General features: G+C 31.8%; 16 protein-coding genes. 15 read left to right on the forward strand and 1 reads right to left on the reverse strand.

The window, feature by feature from the left end:
• Positions 1–4 precede the first annotated feature (4 nt).
• From ABD077_RS10565 to ABD077_RS10630, 14 genes are read left to right on the forward strand one after another with little or no spacing between them, the layout of a single operon-like run.
• A complete protein-coding gene (locus ABD077_RS10565) occupies positions 5–1285 on the forward strand; it encodes a nucleotide sugar dehydrogenase (protein ID WP_343912277.1) in 1281 nt (426 codons plus the stop codon).
• A gap of 50 nt (positions 1286–1335) precedes the next feature.
• The gene (locus ABD077_RS10570; RefSeq protein ID WP_343912278.1) at positions 1336–2877 is read left to right on the forward strand and encodes an oligosaccharide flippase family protein; all 1542 of its coding nucleotides are present in this window, start codon (positions 1336–1338) and stop codon (positions 2875–2877) included.
• Positions 2878–2884: 7 nt separating this feature from the next.
• Complete coding sequence (locus ABD077_RS10575) at positions 2885–4165, forward strand: hypothetical protein (RefSeq protein ID WP_343912279.1); 1281 nt, start codon at positions 2885–2887, stop codon at positions 4163–4165.
• A gap of 27 nt (positions 4166–4192) precedes the next feature.
• Positions 4193–5158 (forward strand): polysaccharide pyruvyl transferase family protein, encoded by a 966-nt coding sequence (locus ABD077_RS10580; RefSeq protein ID WP_343912280.1) that lies wholly within the window; start codon positions 4193–4195, stop codon positions 5156–5158.
• Between the two features lie 15 nt (positions 5159–5173).
• Positions 5174–6133, forward strand: a complete 960-nt coding sequence (locus ABD077_RS10585; RefSeq protein ID WP_343912281.1) for a class I SAM-dependent methyltransferase — start codon at positions 5174–5176, stop codon at positions 6131–6133.
• Between the two features lie 45 nt (positions 6134–6178).
• A complete protein-coding gene (locus tag ABD077_RS10590) occupies positions 6179–7288 on the forward strand; it encodes a glycosyltransferase family 4 protein (protein ID WP_343912282.1) in 1110 nt (369 codons plus the stop codon).
• Complete coding sequence (locus ABD077_RS10595) at positions 7285–8400, forward strand: glycosyltransferase family 4 protein (protein ID WP_343912283.1); 1116 nt, start codon at positions 7285–7287, stop codon at positions 8398–8400. Before ABD077_RS10590 ends, ABD077_RS10595 begins: the two co-directional genes overlap by 4 nt.
• A 1-nt stretch (position 8401) precedes the next feature.
• The gene (locus ABD077_RS10600; RefSeq protein ID WP_343912284.1) at positions 8402–8974 is read left to right on the forward strand and encodes a serine O-acetyltransferase; all 573 of its coding nucleotides are present in this window, start codon (positions 8402–8404) and stop codon (positions 8972–8974) included.
• Positions 8975–9019: 45 nt separating this feature from the next.
• On the forward strand, positions 9020–10114 hold the full coding sequence (locus ABD077_RS10605) for an EpsG family protein (RefSeq protein ID WP_299601753.1): 1095 nt from the start codon (positions 9020–9022) through the stop codon (positions 10112–10114).
• 29 nt (positions 10115–10143) lie between these two features.
• Positions 10144–11034: a glycosyltransferase family 2 protein gene (locus tag ABD077_RS10610; protein ID WP_343912285.1), complete on the forward strand. Its 891-nt coding sequence runs from the start codon at positions 10144–10146 to the stop codon at positions 11032–11034.
• Positions 11034–12173, forward strand: a complete 1140-nt coding sequence (locus tag ABD077_RS10615) for a glycosyltransferase family 1 protein (RefSeq protein ID WP_343912286.1) — start codon at positions 11034–11036, stop codon at positions 12171–12173. Before ABD077_RS10610 ends, ABD077_RS10615 begins: the two co-directional genes overlap by 1 nt.
• A 5-nt stretch (positions 12174–12178) precedes the next feature.
• A complete protein-coding gene (locus ABD077_RS10620; protein ID WP_343912287.1) occupies positions 12179–13582 on the forward strand; it encodes a phenylacetate--CoA ligase family protein in 1404 nt (467 codons plus the stop codon).
• Between the two features lie 17 nt (positions 13583–13599).
• Entirely contained in the window at positions 13600–15009 is a 1410-nt protein-coding gene (locus ABD077_RS10625) for an MBOAT family O-acyltransferase (protein ID WP_343912288.1), read from the forward strand.
• Positions 15010–15019: 10 nt separating this feature from the next.
• Positions 15020–15943 carry a hypothetical protein gene (locus ABD077_RS10630; protein WP_343912289.1) on the forward strand — a complete coding sequence of 308 codons (924 nt, stop codon included), beginning with the start codon at positions 15020–15022 and terminating at the stop codon, positions 15941–15943.
• Positions 15944–16073: 130 nt separating this feature from the next.
• On the opposite strand, the gene ABD077_RS10635 is transcribed toward ABD077_RS10630, so the two are convergent.
• On the reverse strand, positions 16074–18053 hold the full coding sequence (locus ABD077_RS10635) for a right-handed parallel beta-helix repeat-containing protein (protein ID WP_343912290.1): 1980 nt from the start codon (positions 18051–18053) through the stop codon (positions 16074–16076).
• A 611-nt stretch (positions 18054–18664) separates the two neighbouring features.
• Between ABD077_RS10635 and ABD077_RS10640 the strand changes: the two genes are divergently transcribed.
• Positions 18665–19819, forward strand: a complete 1155-nt coding sequence (locus tag ABD077_RS10640) for a glycosyltransferase family 4 protein (protein ID WP_343912291.1) — start codon at positions 18665–18667, stop codon at positions 19817–19819.
• Positions 19820–19834: the final 15 nt, after the last annotated feature.

Raw genomic sequence — 19834 nt, forward strand, 5'->3', positions numbered from 1 at the left:
AGCCATGCAAGATATTAAAATAGCAATCATAGGTCTAGGATATGTGGGACTTCCTTTAGCTAGACTTTTTGCAACCAAGTTTCCCGTTATTGGTTTTGATATCAATCAAAATAGAATAGAGGAGTTACGATCAGGTAAGGATACTACATTAGAAGTTGAGGATGAAATTCTTCAATCAGTTTTAACTGAAAGCAGCAAAATGGATCAGGGACTATTTTGCAGTTCCAATATTGAGGATATAAAAGACTGTAACTATTATGTGGTTACGGTACCCACTCCAGTAGATAAGAACAATAGACCTGATTTAACACCGCTATATAAATCAAGTGAGACCGTAGGGAAAGTACTAAAAAAGGGAGATATAGTTATATATGAATCTACAGTGTATCCAGGTGTTACTGAAGAAGAATGTATACCAGTTTTGGAAAAAGTAAGTGGATTGAAGTTCAATGTTGACTTTTTCGCTGGGTATTCTCCTGAACGTATTAATCCTGGAGATAAATTACATACTGTAGAAAAAATATTAAAAGTAACTGCAGGTTCTACTCCAGAGATAGGAAAAAAAGTAGATGATTTATATGCTTCGGTAATTACTGCAGGAACTCATTTAGCACCTACCATTAAAGTTGCAGAAGCCGCCAAAGTAATAGAAAACTCCCAACGTGATATTAATATTGCATTTGTAAATGAATTAGCAAAGATTTTTAATCTAATGAACATAGATACAAATGATGTGCTAAAAGCAGCTGGAACAAAATGGAACTTTCTACCATTTAAGCCTGGTTTAGTAGGTGGTCATTGTATAGGTGTCGATCCATACTACTTGGCTCAAAGAGCGCAAGAATTTGGATATCATCCAGAGATAATACTGGCAGGAAGACGATTGAATGATAGTATGGGACAATATGTAGCGTCTGAAGTGATTAAATTGATGGTTAATCATGATATCAAAATCAAAGGAGCGGATGTTTTGGTGTTAGGAATAACATTTAAAGAAAATTGCCCTGATGTTCGAAATACCAGAGCGGTTGATGTAATTCAAAATTTAAAGGATTTTGGAACCAATGTAAATATTTATGATCCTTGGGCTAACCCATCTGAAGTAGCACATGAGTATGGATTATCGACTATGAATGAATTACCTAATACTAAGTATGATGCAGTAGTATTAACAGTAGCACATAAGGAGTACTTAGATATTGATTTAAAATCACTATTGAAGCCAGATGGTGTTTTATATGATGTAAAGGGAATATTAAAAGAGGAAGTACACGGAAGATTGTAAATATGCGTCCTGTTTTTTTTAAGTAAAAACAACTTTTAAACCAACCAAAATTGAGCCAACTAAAAAAAGGAGCTTTATTAACGTATTTAAAAATCTTTTTAATTAATGTTGTTGGGATTGTAATAACCCCTTTAATCGTTAGTTATTTAGGAAAAGATGAGTACGGAATATTCAATGCAATTGGTGCACTAATTGGAACCATAGCTTTGTTGGATTTTGGCCTTACCAATACAGTAGTACGCTTTATTGCAAAATATCGTGCGGAAAAAGATCGAGAAGGAGAAGAAAATTTTTTAGGTACAGTTAGAATATTATATGCTGCGGTTTCTACGTTAGTTGTAATATCGGGTAGTATTTTTTATTTCTTTATAGATAGTTATTTCACAAAATTTAATGCAGAGGAATTAAGAATTGCAAAAATCATGTTCGTGATTTTAGTTTTTAATTTAGCAATTCAATTACCCGGAATGATATTTACAGGAATTTGCAAGGGATACGAAAAGTTTGTTTTTCCTGAGTCTGTAGGTATTATTCGATATATATTACGATCATTAACTATTGTATGTGTTTTGTATTTTGGTGGAAGAGCAATAGCCTTGGTTATCGTAGATACTATATTTAATATGCTTACGATTTCAGTATCTGCTTACTATGTGTTGGTCAAATTGAAAGTACGTTTTAAGTTACATAAATTCTCAAAAAGTTTTATCCTTCAAATTTTTCAATATTCGAGCTGGATTTTTCTTTTTGCTATTGTAAATATGTTACAATGGAAATCTGGAAGTTGGGTTTTAGGTGCAATAAGTATTCCTAAAGTATTAGGGATATATGGTATTGGAATAGCTCTTGGTACATACTATGGAGCTTTTTCTACAGCAATTTCTAGCGTTTTTCTTCCAAGAGCAACTCAGATGTCTGTTAATAATGCGAGTGGAGAGGAGTTAACCAATATGATGATTAAATTAGGAAGATTATCTTTCATTATTTTGATGTATATTTTTGGTGCCTTTTTATTGTATGGAGAACAATTTATAAACCTTTGGGTAGGAGGTGGAGAATCGGCAGCTAATGGGAGGTATACCGCAGAAGAATGTAGAGAAATTTACATGATTGCCTTGATCATAATGATTGGGTATACATTACCATTACTACAAGCTTTTGGGAACTCTATTTTAGAAGCTAAAAACAAACTCTCTTTTAAAGCGATTTTGTATTTAAGTTTTATGATTGTTGGTGTTGTTGTTGGAGGGTTTTTAGCAATGAAATATAGTGCTACCGGAATGATAATTGGTCTTGTCGGAGGATGGATGATTGTTCAAAACGTGATGAACTTTTATTATCATCATACCATAGGATTAAATATTATCCGTTTTTTCAAAGAATTACTTCATAAAGTAGTATTAGTAGTATTATTGGTGGTTGCAGTTGGTTACTTTATAAATTATATTCCTGGTGATGGATGGTTTAGTTTTATAGCCAAAGGAGTATCATACACATTAGTTTTTGCTGTTACAATGTATACCCTTGGAATGTTAGAATACGAAAGAGAATTGTTTAGAAAACCTATTGTTTCATTACTGAAACGAAAATAATATAAAAATGGATACCTTAAAACTACAAGCAATCACATACTCTGATAACGGTCTTAAGATCAATTATGACTATGTGGTAGGTGCTGATATCCAAAAATTCTTTGTGGAGAAAGAACCGTTTTATTCGAAATATCAAATAGATGTAAGTTCTACTCCAGGAAGTATCGCTGTGATTCCGTTTTTGAGTAATGTCTTACCAATGGCTTGGTTTGCTGGATTTGATATAGAAGTTGATGAAGTTGATGAAGATTTCTATAATGCTCAAGAAAAAATAAAACAGGAGTTTGCTAAAAGAGATGTAGTGAGTTCTTTTACAGGAAAGTTAGTGGCAAAGAAACTAGTAAAAAACTCTATAAAGCATACTAAATCAGCAATGCTTTTTAGTGGAGGTGTAGATGCTTATGCTACTTATATTAGAATTTACGATCAAAAACCTGATTTGATAACGCTGCATGGAGCAGATATTACTATTGCAGATAAAGGTCAATGGAAAGAGTTTACAGATTTCATTGAAAATGAAGAGTTGTTAGTAGATAATAATAAAGAATATATAGAAACCAATCTGAGAGATTTTTATACCTATCAAGTAGAGTTACTATTAAAAGATATAGGTTGGTGGGGTAAAGTACAGCATGGTTTAGCGTTAGTAGGGTCTATTGCTCCTTTAGCATATATTCATAACTATAGTTCGGTTTATATTGCGTCTTCATATACTGATCATATTGATATTGATTGGGGATCTACACCAGAAATTGATGAAAAAATTACTTGGGGTTCAGGTTTTAGAGTTTATCATGACGGGTATGAACTTAAAAGACAGGATAAAGTAGATTTAATAGCAAAATTTGCTGAGGATAAAAATAAGAGATTTAGACTTAGAGTTTGTTATTCTGAAAAAAGAACAGAGTTTAATTGTAGCTATTGCGAGAAATGTTTTAGAACTATAATGGGACTTATTCTCAATAACCAAAATCCAAATGAATATGGTTTTAATGTAGATGGATCGGTTTATGATAAAATTTATCAGATTTTACATATAGGCTCTGGTAGTAAAGGAGTAAAATACTTTTGGTGGGAATTAATGGAAAAGGCTAAGAGTGTGGATACATTTTATGTTTTTGATAACAAAGAAGTTGAAACTGCCCATATGAACGAGTTTAGAAATGGAAAGGTAGATAGACTTTTAGAAGAAAAAATTAATAATGCAAATAAAGGAACCAATCGATTGAAGTTTATTATTAGAAATAAATTTCCTTGGTTACAAAAGATATATAGAAAATTAAAGTAGATACAAACTAGGTAAATTGTAGAACTAATGAAATACGGATTACTTACATACGATGAGAATAAGAACTTTTTTAATGTTGGAGACAATATTCAAAGTTTAGCGGCTAAACAATTTTTGCCAAAAGTAGATACGTTATTAAATAGAGAAAGATTAGGAGAGTACACGGGTGATCCTATAAAGTTAATTATGAATGGATGGTTTACTCATAATATTCATAATTGGGTGCCGTCAGATCATATTGATCCTATTTTTGTTTCTTTTCACATGAATAATACGGCTGCTCCAGCTATGTTAAGTGAAAAAGGAATTGCATATCTAAAAAAGCACCAACCTATTGGATGTAGAGATCAATTTACGGCAGATACTCTTAAGGCTAAAGGAATTGATGCCTATTTCACTGGATGCCTAACATTAACTTTAGATTCTTATAAAGTTGATGATTCAGAGAGAGGAGATGATATTTATATTGTTGATCCTTTATATAGCTATCCAAGAGCAGAAAAGGTATTTTACAATACAAAAATCACTATTAAAAACATATTAAATGGATCTGCTTTCAAATTAGGAAAAAAAGATAAACACATAAAAAAGTTTATCAGTAAAGAAGTATTGGACACAGCTACGTTTATCAACCAAGAACCGCCTTCGAATACTTATACAGATGAAGAAAAATTTGATATGGCTGTTGATTTGCTAAATAAATATGCAAAAGCAAAGCTAGTCATAACCTCTAGAATTCACTGCGCATTACCATGTTTGGCAATGGGTACTCCTGTAATCTTTGTAAACGGTTTTGATAGTTTTGTCGATTCTTGTCGATTTGATGGAATTCTAGAGCTATTTAATCGAATTGATATTGATAGTAAAACTGGAGCTTATACTTCTAATTTTGGATTAGAAGGCAAAATAACCAACGAAACCACAGTAAAAAACCTCGAAAAACACCACGACTTAGCCAATGCACTAAAAGAAAAAGTTACTAATAAAATCTAAACAACCGCACAAACGATGAAAAGGGTACTCAAAAAACTGTTAAAGGATAACTTCTTTACAGCTCCAAAGAAAATGCAACAAAAACATACTACATTTTCTAAAGAGCAATTAGAAGAGTTAACAAAATCACTTAAAGAAAACTACTTAGACAGAGGAAATACCAAAAGTAGATTATCAACTGCAGAATATAATCAGGCAGTAAGTGGACAGCTTTTTGATCGTTTGTACTATAATAGAAATAGGATAGCGCCATGGTTACATCATGTAAAGAATCTAAATGGAGCTAATATTTTGGAAATTGGATGTGGAACTGGTATTTCTACACTAGCCTTAAGCGAGCAAGGTGCCAAAGTAGTAGGTGTTGACGTCGATGCTGGAGCTTTGGAAGTAGCAAAGGATAGAATGAGAATAGCTGGATATGAAGCAGAGTTGCATCATGTAAATGGAGAAGAAATTGAAGAGAATTTTAAGGATAGAAAGTTTGATTTCATCATCTATTATGCGGTTTTAGAGCATATGACGGTTAGTGAAAGATTAGAATCATTACAACAAGCATGGAGAATGTTATCAAGCGGAGGCTATCTAGCAATTATAGAAACTCCTAATAGATTATGGTATTATGATTCGCATACGGCTGCACTGCCTTTTTATGATTGGTTACCAGATGATTTAGCGTATTACTATTCTAAATTTTCCAGTAGGAAGAATTTTAAAGATTCTTATCGTAAGATTGATGATGAAAATATGATGAAATTTAAAAGATGGGGAAGGGGAGCAAGCTATCACGAGTTTGAAGTAGCAATAGCACCTTTAAAAGAAATTAATATAGTAAGCAGTTTAATGAAGTTCGAAAAGTCTGCTTTTCTAAAGGTTGGTTTTAAGGGATTACGTTATATAAAATTTCTAAAATCAATGAATAAAAATCTAAATAGTGGTTTTTGCTATCCGTATTTAGATATTGTAATAAAAAAATAACAAAAAGTATCTCCCCCAAATACTACTATTCTTAAACGTAATTTGATGAAACTGGTATATATAGTAAATCGTATCGACGGTCCTGGAGGATTAGAAAGGGTACTTTCGATAAAGGCTAGTAAACTTGCAGATGATTATGATTATGATATCCATATAGTTACATTAAATCAGAATACAAGTGAACTCTTTTACGACTTTAGTCCTAAGCTATCATATCATAATGTAGAGGCGAAAGGAAATCCTATATCAAGGATATATAATTATACTAAAGGACTTAGAAATACGATAAAAAAATTACAACCAGATGTAATTGCAGTTTGCGATGATGGGTTAAAAGGTTTTTTTGTACCCCTAGTTTTGGGTAAACCTTGTCCTATGATCTATGAAAGACATGTTTCTAGAAATGTAGAAATAAAAAAAGGGAAGAGATCTTTAAAGAAGAGAATTACTACTGCTACCAAATTTTCTCTAATGAATTTTGGCGGAAAGTATTATGATCATTTTGTGGTACTTACCAATGGGAATTTAAATGAATGGACGTTTAAAAATCTTAAAGTAATTCCTAATCCATTATCTTTTTATCCAGAAGAAAAAAGCTCTTTAGAAAATAAAAAAGTGTTGGCCGTAGGGAAACATAGTTTTCAAAAAGGATACGACAGACTCTTAAAAAGTTGGCAAAAAGTAAATGATATACATCAGGATTGGAGCTTAGATATTTATGGGACTATTAATGAAAAAGAGGGCTTGAGTAAACTTGCAGAAGATCTAGGGGTATCAAATTCAGTCAATTTCTATCCACCAGTAAAAAATATAGCAGAAAAGTACCAACAGGCATCGATTTATACGATGTCGTCGAGGTATGAAGGATTTGGAATGGTATTAACAGAAGCGATGGCTTATGGTGTGCCCTGTATTTCTTATGATTGTCCTTATGGTCCATCTGATATAATTAGTGATAAAGTAGATGGTCTTTTAGTAGAAAATGGAGATATCGATACTTTTGCAAAAGCTATTCTTACCTTAATGGAAGATGAAGTTAAACGGAGAGCTATGGGAAAGAATGCCAAAGAAGCAGTAAAAAAGTATCTGCCAGAAACTATTGCTCAAGAATGGAATCAACTTTTTATCGGTTTAACTAATACCTCATCCAAATGAGAGTCGTATTTGTTATAGATCAGGTATATCTCCACGGAGGAATCGAAAGAGTACTTTCTATAAAAGCAAATTATTTTGCTTCTCTAGAAAATTACGAAGTACATATTATCACTACAGAGCAAAAAGGGAATACACCTTGTTATTCTTTTGATCAAAATATTGCTTTTAAAGATTTAGGGATTAATTACAATAGAAGAAAGTCCTATTTTCATCCTAAAAACCTAAAAAAGCTTCCGAATCATATTGCCAAAACAAAGGCTGCTTTAAGAGAAATTAAGCCAGATGTTGTGGTGGTGTGCAGTCATAGTGTAGATACTTATTTTGTTCCTTTTATAGTGAAAAGTATTCCTAAAATTAAGGAGTTTCATTATTCTAGGTTTATAGAAAAAGACAAAAGAGCAAATCCTAGTTTGTTTAAAAAGTACTTTTTCAAGTTTGCGGATTATGTGGAAACAAAATATAATAAGTTGGTAATCCTCAATAAGGATGAAACAAATTATTATAAAAGCAATAATACAGTTGTTATACCAAATCCATTGACCTTCTTTCCAGATAATGTGTCAAATCTAAATAACAATCGAATCATTACTGCAGGTAGAATTGCTGCAGTAAAGGGATATGATATATTGATAGATATTTGGGCGGAAGTTTCAAAAACTAAAAAAGACTGGAATCTTCATATCTTTGGGAGTGGGGAATCGAATTATGTCGAGAAGCTTCAACGTAGAATTAATAAAGTAGGTGTTCAAGATACATTGAAGTTGATGGGACCAACAGATAGGATGCAGGAAGAAATGTTAGATTCTTCTATTTTTGTAATGACTTCGCATAATGAGTGTTTTCCATTGGTTTTACTAGAAGCTCAAGCATCTGGTTTACCGATAGTTTCTTTTGACTGTCCGTATGGACCTAGAAATATTGTAAATAAAGAAACAGGAATTTTAGTACCAATGTATGACAATTCCGAATTCGCAAAACAGTTGACTGAGTTGATGAATGATAGGGATACTATTAAAAATATGGGAGCAAAAGCTAGAGAGAATTCTAAAAAGTATGAGTTAGCACAAATTATGAATCTTTGGCAGGGTTTGTTTACAGAAGTAATAAAGTAATATGAGATCACTAATTTTAAATATATATAAGATCTTTTTATTTCCTCATGTGATCATTTATAAAGGAAGTAAGAATAAAGATCTAATTGATAAGGATATAGAAAGATGGGCCTCAGCCAAAGGGATGACTGGAGGCAAGGTTTCTTTGCTTCTAAATTTTCTGGCTAACTCTCCAGATTTTAGAACTTTGTTCTACTTTAGAAATAGAGGTATGGTCTCTAGTCTACTAAATTTGTATTGCAAAAAAGAGAAATATTTTAGAATTGATATCAGTACTAAATTAGGAGGTGGTGTATTAACAGGACACCCATACAGCACCATTCTAAATGCAGAAGAAATTGGTGAGAACCTATATGTAAATCATTTGGTAACAGTAGGCGAAGTAGATGGAAAAAGGCCAACAATAGGAAATAATGTTTCTATTTATACAGGAGCTATAATTATTGGAGATATTAAGATCGGAAATAACTGTTCTATAGGAGCTGGTTCTGTTGTAGTTAAAGATGTTCCGGATAATTGTGTAGTAGTTGGAAATCCAGCACGTATTATTAAGCAAGACGGGAAAAAGGTCTAGAAAATATGATTTGTAATAAGATAACAGTTAAAATAGCCTAGTAAAATGAACACTTTTGTGCCTTTAGAGTTTTACTATCCGTTGTATATTAATTTATGCTTCTTTTTGGTGGTATTTACTTTATTACACACTAGACTTTTACAGATTAGTGAGCACAAGAATATTGTTTTCATAAATTTTTCTGGATACTTCTTATTAATTTTTCTTATACTTTACATTGGTCAGCGCCCTATAAGTGGGATTTTTGGGGATACGGTCAATTATATAGTCACATTTGATCGATATCGACTCGGAGGAGAAATTCCAGAGGTAAATGATTATGGTTGGCATGTGTTTATGAAAACATTGGCACAAATCGTATCAGCGCACACTTTTTTTACAATTTGTGCATTTATATACATTTTCCCATTATACAAGATTTCTAAAAAGTTATTTGGACAATACTGGTACTATTCATTTGTAATGTTTATCGTTTCCTTTTCCTTTTGGACTTATGGAGTGAACGGAATGCGTAATGGTGCTGCAACGTCCTTGTTTTTATGGGGATTATGTTATCACGAGAAAAAGGTAGTAATGGCGTTATTTTTTCTTGCTGCAACATTTTTCCATAAAACCCTGTTTTTACCAATTTTCGCATATATAATTACCAACTTTTATAATGATCCCAAAGTATTCTTCAAAGGTTGGCTATTTTGTATTCCGTTGTCTTTGGTAATGGGAAGTTTATGGATAACACTATTTGCTAGTTTAGGTTTTGGCGATGATCGACTTACCGGATATTTAACTTCTGAGGTAGATGCAAATACATTTGCAAGTACTGGGTTTAGATGGGATTTTCTGTTCCATAGCGCTTTTGCAGTTTTTGCGGGATGGTATTTTATTTATAAAAAGAAGTTTGAAGATAAATTTTATTATCAATTGTTAAATACCTATCTGATTTGTAATGGATTTTGGATTTTAGTTATAAAAGCAAATTACTCGAATCGATTTGCATATCTATCATGGTTTATGATGGCAATCGTGATCATATATCCATTTCTAAAGAAAGAATTTTTTAAGGACCATCATTTTATGATTGGGAAAGTAATGTTGGCCTATTTTTCATTTACATATATGATGTACTATTTATATTGGGGATAAACACTAACAACAAATCAATTAATCAACTAATGAAAACGATAACAGTATTTACACCAACTTACAATCGGGCGTATTGTTTGCATAAATGTTATGAAAGTTTAATCAAGCAATCAAATCAAGATTTTGTTTGGTTAATTATAGACGATGGTTCTACGGATGATACAGAATCATTAGTAGCTTCTTGGATAAAAGAAGGGAAAATAGATATACAATATCATTATCAGGAAAATCAAGGAATGCATGGTGGTCATAATGCCGCATATCGTTTAACAGAAACCTTGTTAAATGTATGTATAGACAGTGATGACTGCATGGGAGAAGAAGCTATAGAGAAAATATTAGTTGCTTGGGAGAAAATAAAAGATAAACCAGAATATGCAGGTCTTGTAGGATTAGATGCTGATCCTGATGGAAAAATTATCGGAACTAAAATTCCAGAGCATATTAAAGAAACTACTTTATATGATTTGTATAATGTACACAAAGTTTTAGGTGACAAAAAATTAGTATATCGTACCGAAGTTGTAAAGAAATACCCTTCTTATCCGATTTTTGAAGGAGAGCGTTTTGTTCCACTAGGGTATCTATATCAATTGATTGACCAAGATTATAAGCTACTTCCTATCAATGATGTTCTTTGTGAAGTAGAATATATGCAGGATGGTTCAAGCATGAATATTCTAAAACAATATAGAAGACATCCAAAAGGCTTTGCATTTTCTAGAAAAAGTAGAATGCAGCTTGCAGAAAATTTCAAAGACAAGTTTAAAAATGCAATTCATTACGTGTCTAGTGCTATTTTTACTAAAAATGGGTCTTTTATTAGTGAATCTCCAAAAAAGTTGACTACAATTTTAGCTATTCCTTTTGGAGTGCTTTTAAATCTTTATATACGATACAAAACTAAAGGAGAGTTTTAATGGGGGTTATACGGGTTTTACAGGTATTTACTATCATGAACAGAGGTGGAGCCGAGTCGATGATCATGAATTACTATAGAAAAATAGACAGGAGTCAAATACAGTTTGATTTTCTTGTACATCGCAAAGAAAAAGCTGCTTTTGACGAAGAAATAGAAAATTTAGGAGGAAAAATATATAGATTTGATCCAATAAATCCTCTTTTTCCAGGGGATTATTATAATAAATTAAGAGACTTTTTTAAAGAACACTCTGAATACTCAATAATACATTCTCATTTAAACACTTTTAGTTGTTTTCCATTAAAAATTGCAAAAGAATTTAATATTCCTTGTAGAATAGCACATGCTCATATTGCCATTGATGATGTTAGTTTAGGTTCTCTTTTTTCAAACAAAGAAAGTATAAAAGAAACTTTCAAGAAATTGATAAAACTTCAATTAAAAAAGAAAGTGAAAAAAGATGCTACAGATCTGTTTTCATGTGGTGATAAAGCTGGGAATTGGTTATTCGGTAAGGATACTTCTTTTACTACTATGAATAATGCAATTGATACAGAAAAATTTGCATATAATCAATCTATTGCTCAGCAATATAAAAAAGAGTTTGACGTAGAGAAAAATCTAGTGATTGGACACGTAGGAAGATTTGCAAGTCAGAAAAATCATGCCTTTTTGCTTAAGATTTTTAAAGAAGTTTTACAAAAGAAACCTACGGCTGTATTAATGATGGTCGGAGATGGACCTTTACGTTCAGTAATGGAAAAGGAAGCTGCACAGCTTTCAATAGAAAAGAGTGTTCGTTTTTTAGGAGTAAGAGCAGATGTACCACAATTGTTTCAGATGTTTGATGTATTTGTATTCCCATCTTTTTATGAAGGATTACCAGTTACATTAATTGAGGCACAAGCCGCGGGAATAAAGGTTTTTGCTTCTGATAGTATAACTACAGAAGTTAGTTTGACAAAAGATATCGAATTTTTATCTATAGACCAATCCCCAGAAAGCTGGGCAGATAAGATTTTGGCAATAGATGCTTCTATAAAGAACGATAATGTACAGAAAATTGTGGAGGGTAATTATGATATTGTTTCCAATACATTAGAAATTCAAGAATTCTATAAAGAACAAATAAGATAGCAATTATGGGGAAGTTGCAAGAAAAAATTTATAATAGTTTACCTTATCCTTTTAAGTTTATTTTACTAAATGTAAAAGCTTATCAAAATTCTAAACAACGTTATACCAAAGATTTTGAAACGTACTTAAATGAGTATATCGATTTATGGGATTCGGATATTGATGTAGTAGAGAGGTATCAGGAAAGTAGACTAAAGGTTTTATTATCCGAAGTATTTGAGCATTCTGATTGGTATACGTCCAAAATGAAGGATTTAGGCATTACCTTACATGATATTGAAGAGAATCCCTATGAAGTTCTTCAAAAAATGCCAATATTAACAAAGTCAGAGAGGAAGACAAATCCAGAAGCTTTGGTTAATAAAAAGCGACCTACCGATGGAGTGGGGTATACTAGTGGAACTTCTGGTGCTCCGACGGTAAATTATTTAGATAAAGAATCTATCAATAGATCTTTTGCTTTATGGCGTCGATTTCATAAAGCTATTGGTTTAGAAACACGAAGAGTAAAACAAGTACGGTTTTCTGGAAGATTAATCGTAAAACCAGATGCAAAAAAGGCTCCATTCTGGGTTTATAATTATTTTGAGAATCAGTTGTTGATGTCGACCTATCATCTAACGGAAGAAAATTTACCTAGTTATATTAAGAAATTAAATAAATTTAAGCCGCTATTATTAGACGGTTATCCTTCAGCGATTTATATTATTAGTCGATTTATAAATCAAAATAATATGGATATTAAGTTCACTCCCAAAGCTATTGCTGTTACTGCAGAGACTTTGTACGATTACCAAAGAACAGAAATAGAAAAAGCGTTTGGGTGTCATGTGTTTAATCAATATGCGTCTAGTGAAGGAAGCCCTTTTATAACAGAATGTGTAAATGGTAATTTACATTTAAATACAGATTCTGGGATTTTTGAATTTATTAATGCAAAAGGAGAAAAGGCAAAACCTGGGGAAGTTGCACAATTGGTGGTTACTAGTTTTACCAATTTAAAAACTCCTCTTATCAGATATAATATAGAAGATACTGTTTTACTTTGTGATGAAGGAAAAGTTTGTGATTGTGGTTGTGTAATGCCTATGATCGAAAAATTAACAGGTAGAGAAGATGATATTCTTTGGACCAAAGAAAAAGGATATGTAGGTAGGATGGATACGGCTTATAAAGGATTAGAGGGTATTGTAAAAAGCCAAATTGTACAGGAAAGTCATGATGATATCATAGTTAATTTGATAGCGGATCAAAACTTTGACGATGAAATGAAGGAGAAATTAGTACATAATCTAAAAGATCGATTAGGACAAAATGTAAACTATACAATCAATATAGTAGATGATATTCCTTTGGGACCTAATGGAAAGTTTGACGCGGTAAAAAGAAATTTTACAATCTCACTTTAATTAGTCTTTGGTAAGTAATGTACTTTAATTCATTTGATTTTTTAATTTTTCTTCCAGTAACCTTTTTATTGTATTGGTTTTTGGATAACAGAAAAATCGTTTTTCAGAATTTATTACTGTTAGCTGCTAGTTATATATTTTATGGCTGGTGGGATTGGAGATTTTTGTCATTAATAGCCTTAAGCACTGTTGTCGATTATGTTGTAGGTCTTAAAATATACGAGTCAAATTCTAAGAAGCATAAAAAAAGATGGTTACTTTGTAGTGTTTTTTTTAATCTAGGGTTACTAGCATTTTTTAAATATTGTAATTTTTTCATTGATTCATGGATAGAACTATGTAGCGCTATTGGTATACAAAACCAAGAATTTACTGTAATGCGTATCATATTACCTGTAGGTATTTCTTTCTATACCTTTCAGACGATGTCCTATACTATCGATGTATATAGGGAGAAGCTAAAACCGACAAAAGACTTGGTTGCTTTTGCAGCATTTGTTTCCTTCTTTCCTCAATTGGTAGCAGGTCCAATAGAAAGAGCTACTCATCTGTTACCACAGTTCCTGAATAAAAGAAGTGTTTCACAAGGTTCAATTTCACTTGGTTGTAAATTAATTATCATCGGATTCTTTCTAAAACTTGTAATTGCAGATAGAGCCGCTATTTATGTTAATGCTGTTTACAATAATGTAGAATTACATGATGGTCTAAGTTTTATTTTTGCAACAGTTTTATTTGCCTTTCAGATTTATGGAGATTTTGCAGGATATTCTTTAATCGCAATTGGTACGGCAAAGTTTTTTGGATTTGATTTAATGACAAACTTTAGAAGACCTTATTTTGCCGCATCTATTCATGAATTTTGGAATCGATGGCATATTTCATTGTCGACCTGGTTTAGAGATTATCTTTATATCCCGTTAGGTGGAAATCGTGTTGGTAAATTTAGATGGTTTTTTAATCTTTTTATTACCTTTTTAATAAGTGGATTATGGCACGGCGCTAGTTGGACATTCGTATTGTGGGGAGCAATTAATGGAGCTTATCTTATTATAGAAGTATTGCTTAAGGCAAAAAGTAGAAAAGGTATTCTAAATATCATAAGCACATTTATTCTTATCTGTTTTTCCTGGATTTTTTTTAGAGCTAATACCGTTTCAGAAGCTTTTTGTATTGTAAAGAAAATTGTTCTTCAACCAGGTAAACTTTACATAGGAATGGGAGATGATATCGCCGCACCTTTTTATGCTGTGTTGGCAATTATAGTGCTGATTGGTTTTGAAATTTGGCGAGAATATATAGGTTCGGTAAAACAGATTACCGAAAAAACCGAAATTTCTAGAATGTTGGCATATAGTCTATTAATTTTCTTGATTTTATATTTAGGAGTTTTTGGTGATAGCCAGTTTATATATTTTCAATTTTGAGTAAGATCGTATGAGCAAGTATAGGGTTATAATTTTTAAGCTTATTAAACTATTAATTATCATAGTGATAGTTGATATGGTTTTAGGAATTGCTGCAGAAAAACTTTTCTATACACAAAAAACGGGTAAATATGCTCGTAGTACATATGCCATTGATCAAACCAATGCAGAGACATTGGTTTTTGGGAGCTCACATGCACATAGACACTATGTCCCAGATGTTTTAGAAAATGAACTACAAACATCCGCTTATAATGTTGGGGCAGAAGGGCAACAATTATTATATCATTTAGGTCTTCAGAAAATGATCTTAAAACGAGTAACCCCTAAAACTATTATTCTAAATATTGATGAAGACTTTTTGTTTAATTCGACCTTTGCTTATGATAGACTTCATGATCTATATCCTTATTATGGAGATCATAAAGATGTGTTAAGACCTATTTTTGCTGTAAACAATCGGTTTGTAGATATTAAAATGTTTTTTAAATCATATCTTTTTAATTCTACTATAGTACATATGACGCGTTATTACGTATCGCCACAAATAGATTATAAAGGGTATAGACCACTTAACGGAACCGTTAGTGAAAAGGAAATTGATAATTATGAAAATGATACACAACCAAAAAGTAATTTGATAGATAGTAATCTTGTAAATGCCTTAAAAGAGTTTATTCTAAATGCAAAGTCGAACAATATTAAACTCGTTTTTGTTACATCTCCGAATCTTATAAAGGGTAATTATAAACAGAACAGATCTTTTTCCTTAATTAATGTGATAGCTACAGAACATAACATTCCTTTACTAGATTTTTTTAATGATCCGAGATTTAGTGATAATCATGACTTTTTTCATGATCCGTCTCATCTAAATGATAAAGGAGCTAAGTATTTTACTAAGCTTCTTGCTAAAGAGATTTTAGCTCTCTAATATTAACAGTTTATGAGGAATGAGTACACTGCGCAATTAGTACTATATACAGCATATCATAAATAGAAAGAGACCATCAATATTGATGGTCTCTTTTCCTTATAAAATATAAGTACAATTATAAGGTGTCTTATCGATTAGCACAAGTATTACCACTTAATACAATGGCATTTGGCGTATCTGAATCGTTGTTAATACAGTCGAATCTATCTGCTCCAGATGGTTCCAAAATGTTATTGTTTGTAATAGAAACATTTGAATGAGAACCATATAATCTAATTCCATCACTATCGTTAGGATCAATTTTTGTATTAGAAGAAATATTGATATTTGAAGAGGTACCTAATTCAATACCACCAGTTACTTCGTTATTCATAAAATCAATACCATTCGCGTTATTTATGGTTACTTTTTTCGAAGTAAGGAATTTATTTCTTTCTACCGAGATGGTATATCCATTTGTATCAGGAGTGTTATTAAACCCTGTAAGGAATAAATGAAATCTTCCTGCAGTAATCTCATTATCATTGATAGTACTATTATTTACAAAAGTATTGGTCGCACTAATTCCCGTTTCATTTACATTAATCATATTATTGTAAAATCTAGAATCAGAAGTATCTTTCAGTTGAATTCCGATATCACCGTTTGTAATAGTATTATCATGTACATCGATATCATTGGTATCTGTTGCTATACCAATACTATATCCAGTAATATCGTTACCGGATATTTCGTTATCAAATACTGTTTCACTGTGACTACCTGCTGCAAAAATTGCGAATCTTTCGGCAGCTTCCGCAGAAGCATTGAATCTATTATTTATAATTTTTGTTCCAGAAGCTAATGAGATGATACATCTAGTTTCTATGTCATTGTTTTCTACAGTAATATCTTGTCCGATGGTTGCTGCAGTGAAACCAACTCTACTATTAATTTCAGTATTTCTGGTAATTAAAATGTCAAAAGCTCTTTCGTGTTCTAATAAATTACCATTAGCATCTCTACTTCTAAACGCTTCAATATTTATAGCGTATCCAACTTCACCACCGTCTGATCCAGCCATTGGTTGACCTACATTGGTAAAGGTATTTCCTTCAATTAGAATATCGTTACCATCAGTAAGAGCAATTCCCATTCTTCTAATATTAGTAAAAGAGCAGTTAATTACCTTTATTCCGTATGTTGGAATATAATCTGGATCAAATCTAAATCCTATAGAATATATAGCTAAAGCTCCTTTAGATCCTTCTACAAAATTCACACCATCTACTGTAACATTTCTACCAGAATGAATATGCATAAGGTGAGTACCTTCCAAACCAACATCTTGTGGAGAATAGATACGGTCATTTCTATCTCCAATTACATAACCACCAGTGATTCTTACATTGTCGGCATCTCTAACTGCGATAACTGTTCCATTTTCTATTCCGCCTTCTGCAGGAAACTGTCTTAACTTAGTATTGTCAGACATTTTTAAATGAAAATTAGATGGGACGTTGATTCCTTCTACAGAAGCATAGAAATTTTGATCAGCTGTGGTACTAGTTACTTTCGTTGTTTCGAAAAAGGCATCGAAAACATTCGTTTCGAAAGTAGTTCCACCCATTTCTTTTATTTGAAACATTAGATCTTCAAATTCAGCAGTATTCTTCAAAGCAATGTCAGAACTAGTTTGCCCTTGAACAATGTTCTCCCATCTAGATGCATTAAACTTAAATACAGGGTCTTTCAAACTAACATTACCTTCGGTTTTTAAGCTAGAGTTTAAGAGCCTTCCATCAATAATACCACCAGAGAATATTAAGGTTCCATTAAAAATGTCTCCACCATCAAAATCAAAAGTGGTGTTAGGAGGAAGGTTAATAGTTGCGCCTTCTAGATCTAATAAACAATTCACAGTTATGGTCGAGTTAGCTGCTAGATCAGAAAGGTCAAAATCACAAGGAGTATCAGAAACGATTCCATCGTCTTCTTCCTCTGGAGGAGTGTCATCTTCAATAATTTCCTCGTCTTCTTGAGAAATTGCTTCTTCAATGTCCTCAGTACTGCAAGCAATGATGCTTATAGCAAACACGAACGCTAGAAAATAGGGTAACTTTTTCATTTTGGTTGGGGGGTGTTTTAGGTTTTTAATTTCATTTTTAACGGAGTTTCATCGATACTATTGTGTATTATGTCGAAAAAAAATGTTAAAGTTTACGAATTATAATTATTTGATAATTAAACAATTAAAGCCTTACGGCTTTACCGTAATGCGTACAAAAATTAAAACCAAAATGAAAACTATTTTGATAAAATATGTTGTAAATACTAGAGTAAGGTGAGTGAGTCATAAATTTGATAGATTTATTCCCCAAAAATGGAGTGTTTTTTGTGTGTGTTTGTAAGTTTTTTCTTTCTTTTTTCTTGTATGTGAAATATTTCCAATGCTTAAATATACATAAGTTGATGTTATTATTGCATTTGTTTCTTCAAATAAAATAAATAATTACAATTTCTTAATCCCTATTGTATTAAGACCATTAGTTATTATATTATGTAACTGATGTATTGTAAAAATACAGTATTCATTTGTACGTAAAATGAACCGTACCTTTCAATTTATAAACTATTTTTTTGTAGATCGTTTATGATTTTTAAAAATATTGGAAATAAAATTTTAATCATTCCTTATATCTATATATTTGCAACCACAATATTTATTATTTCTATTAAGTGGAAAAAAAGGGGAAAATTATTCGTGTTACGACTGTTCCAAGATCTCTTGGGGGATTACTTCAGGGGCAGTTAAAGTTTATGTCTCAGTATTATGAGGTAATTGGAGTTTCTAGTAAGGATGAAAATATCTTAGATAGGGTAGCGAAACAGGAAGGAATCGCTGTAGTTCCGATCCAAATGACACGTAAGATTACGCCAGTTCAAGATTTAAAGGCGGTATATCAATTATATAAACTTTTTAAGAAAGAAAAACCAGATATTGTGCATAGCCACACACCTAAGGCCGGAACATTATCTATGTTGGCTGCCAAATTGGCTGGTGTTCCGAACAGATTGCATACAATTGCTGGGTTACCATTATTAGAAGCAACAGGTGCAAAAAGATTGTTGTTAGATACCGTAGAGAAGGCTACATATGCTTGTGCCAGTATGATTTATCCAAATTCTTTCGGATTAAATGATATCATTTTAAAGAATAAATATACTTCTGCTAAAAAATTAAAAGTAATTGCAAATGGAAGTTCTAATGGAATTGATACTTCTCATTTTGATCCTTCGGGCTATACAAAAGAAGATAATGATAAATTAAAACAAGAACTTGATATTGCGCCAGATGATTTCGTTTTTGTTTTTGTAGGCAGATTCGTAAAAGATAAAGGTATCAACGAGCTTATTACTTCATTTAAACAATTGAATGTTGAGTTTGAGAAATCAAAGTTGTTATTAGTAGGAACCTACGAAAGAGAGTTAGATCCATTGTTACCAGAAACAGAGAGAGAAATCAATGAAAATCCTAATATCATTCCTGTAGGTTGGCAAAATGATGTAAGACCGTTTTTTGCGATATCTAATGCATTAGCTTTTCCAAGTTATAGAGAAGGGTTTCCGAATGTTGTAATGCAAGCTGGTTCTATGGGATTGCCAAGTATTGTTACTGATATTAATGGTTGTAATGAGATCGTTTCAGAAGGTATTAATGGTACAATCATTCCTCCTAAAAGTTCTGAGATCTTGTACCAATCGATGAAGAAATTTATTTCTGATCCTACATATACCAATCAGTTATCTTTAAAAGCTAGGGATATGATTTGTGAACGGTACGAAAGGGAATTTGTTTGGAAATCAATTTTAGAAGAATATAAAAAGTTATAATTTTAACTTTTTATT

It is taken from the genome of Aquimarina litoralis, from assembly GCF_039523995.1.
GTDB classification, from domain to species: domain Bacteria; phylum Bacteroidota; class Bacteroidia; order Flavobacteriales; family Flavobacteriaceae; genus Aquimarina; species Aquimarina litoralis.

Excerpts from the sequence above, each read along its gene's own strand:
- ABD077_RS10635 (WP_343912290.1), bottom strand. The coding sequence starts at position 18,053 with ATGAAAAAGTTACCCTATTTTCTAGCGTTCGTGTTTGCTATAAGCATC.
- ABD077_RS10590 (WP_343912282.1), top strand. The coding sequence starts at position 6,179 with ATGAAACTGGTATATATAGTAAATCGTATCGACGGTCCTGGAGGATTA.
- ABD077_RS10575 (WP_343912279.1), top strand. The coding sequence starts at position 2,885 with ATGGATACCTTAAAACTACAAGCAATCACATACTCTGATAACGGTCTT.
- ABD077_RS10605 (WP_299601753.1), top strand. The coding sequence starts at position 9,020 with ATGAACACTTTTGTGCCTTTAGAGTTTTACTATCCGTTGTATATTAAT.
- ABD077_RS10580 (WP_343912280.1), top strand. The coding sequence starts at position 4,193 with ATGAAATACGGATTACTTACATACGATGAGAATAAGAACTTTTTTAAT.
- ABD077_RS10585 (WP_343912281.1), top strand. The coding sequence starts at position 5,174 with ATGAAAAGGGTACTCAAAAAACTGTTAAAGGATAACTTCTTTACAGCT.
- ABD077_RS10595 (WP_343912283.1), top strand. The coding sequence starts at position 7,285 with ATGAGAGTCGTATTTGTTATAGATCAGGTATATCTCCACGGAGGAATC.
- ABD077_RS10630 (WP_343912289.1), top strand. The coding sequence starts at position 15,020 with ATGAGCAAGTATAGGGTTATAATTTTTAAGCTTATTAAACTATTAATT.
- ABD077_RS10620 (WP_343912287.1), top strand. The coding sequence starts at position 12,179 with ATGGGGAAGTTGCAAGAAAAAATTTATAATAGTTTACCTTATCCTTTT.
- ABD077_RS10610 (WP_343912285.1), top strand. The coding sequence starts at position 10,144 with ATGAAAACGATAACAGTATTTACACCAACTTACAATCGGGCGTATTGT.
- ABD077_RS10625 (WP_343912288.1), top strand. The coding sequence starts at position 13,600 with ATGTACTTTAATTCATTTGATTTTTTAATTTTTCTTCCAGTAACCTTT.
- ABD077_RS10565 (WP_343912277.1), top strand. The coding sequence starts at position 5 with ATGCAAGATATTAAAATAGCAATCATAGGTCTAGGATATGTGGGACTT.
- ABD077_RS10600 (WP_343912284.1), top strand. The coding sequence starts at position 8,402 with ATGAGATCACTAATTTTAAATATATATAAGATCTTTTTATTTCCTCAT.
- ABD077_RS10615 (WP_343912286.1), top strand. The coding sequence starts at position 11,034 with ATGGGGGTTATACGGGTTTTACAGGTATTTACTATCATGAACAGAGGT.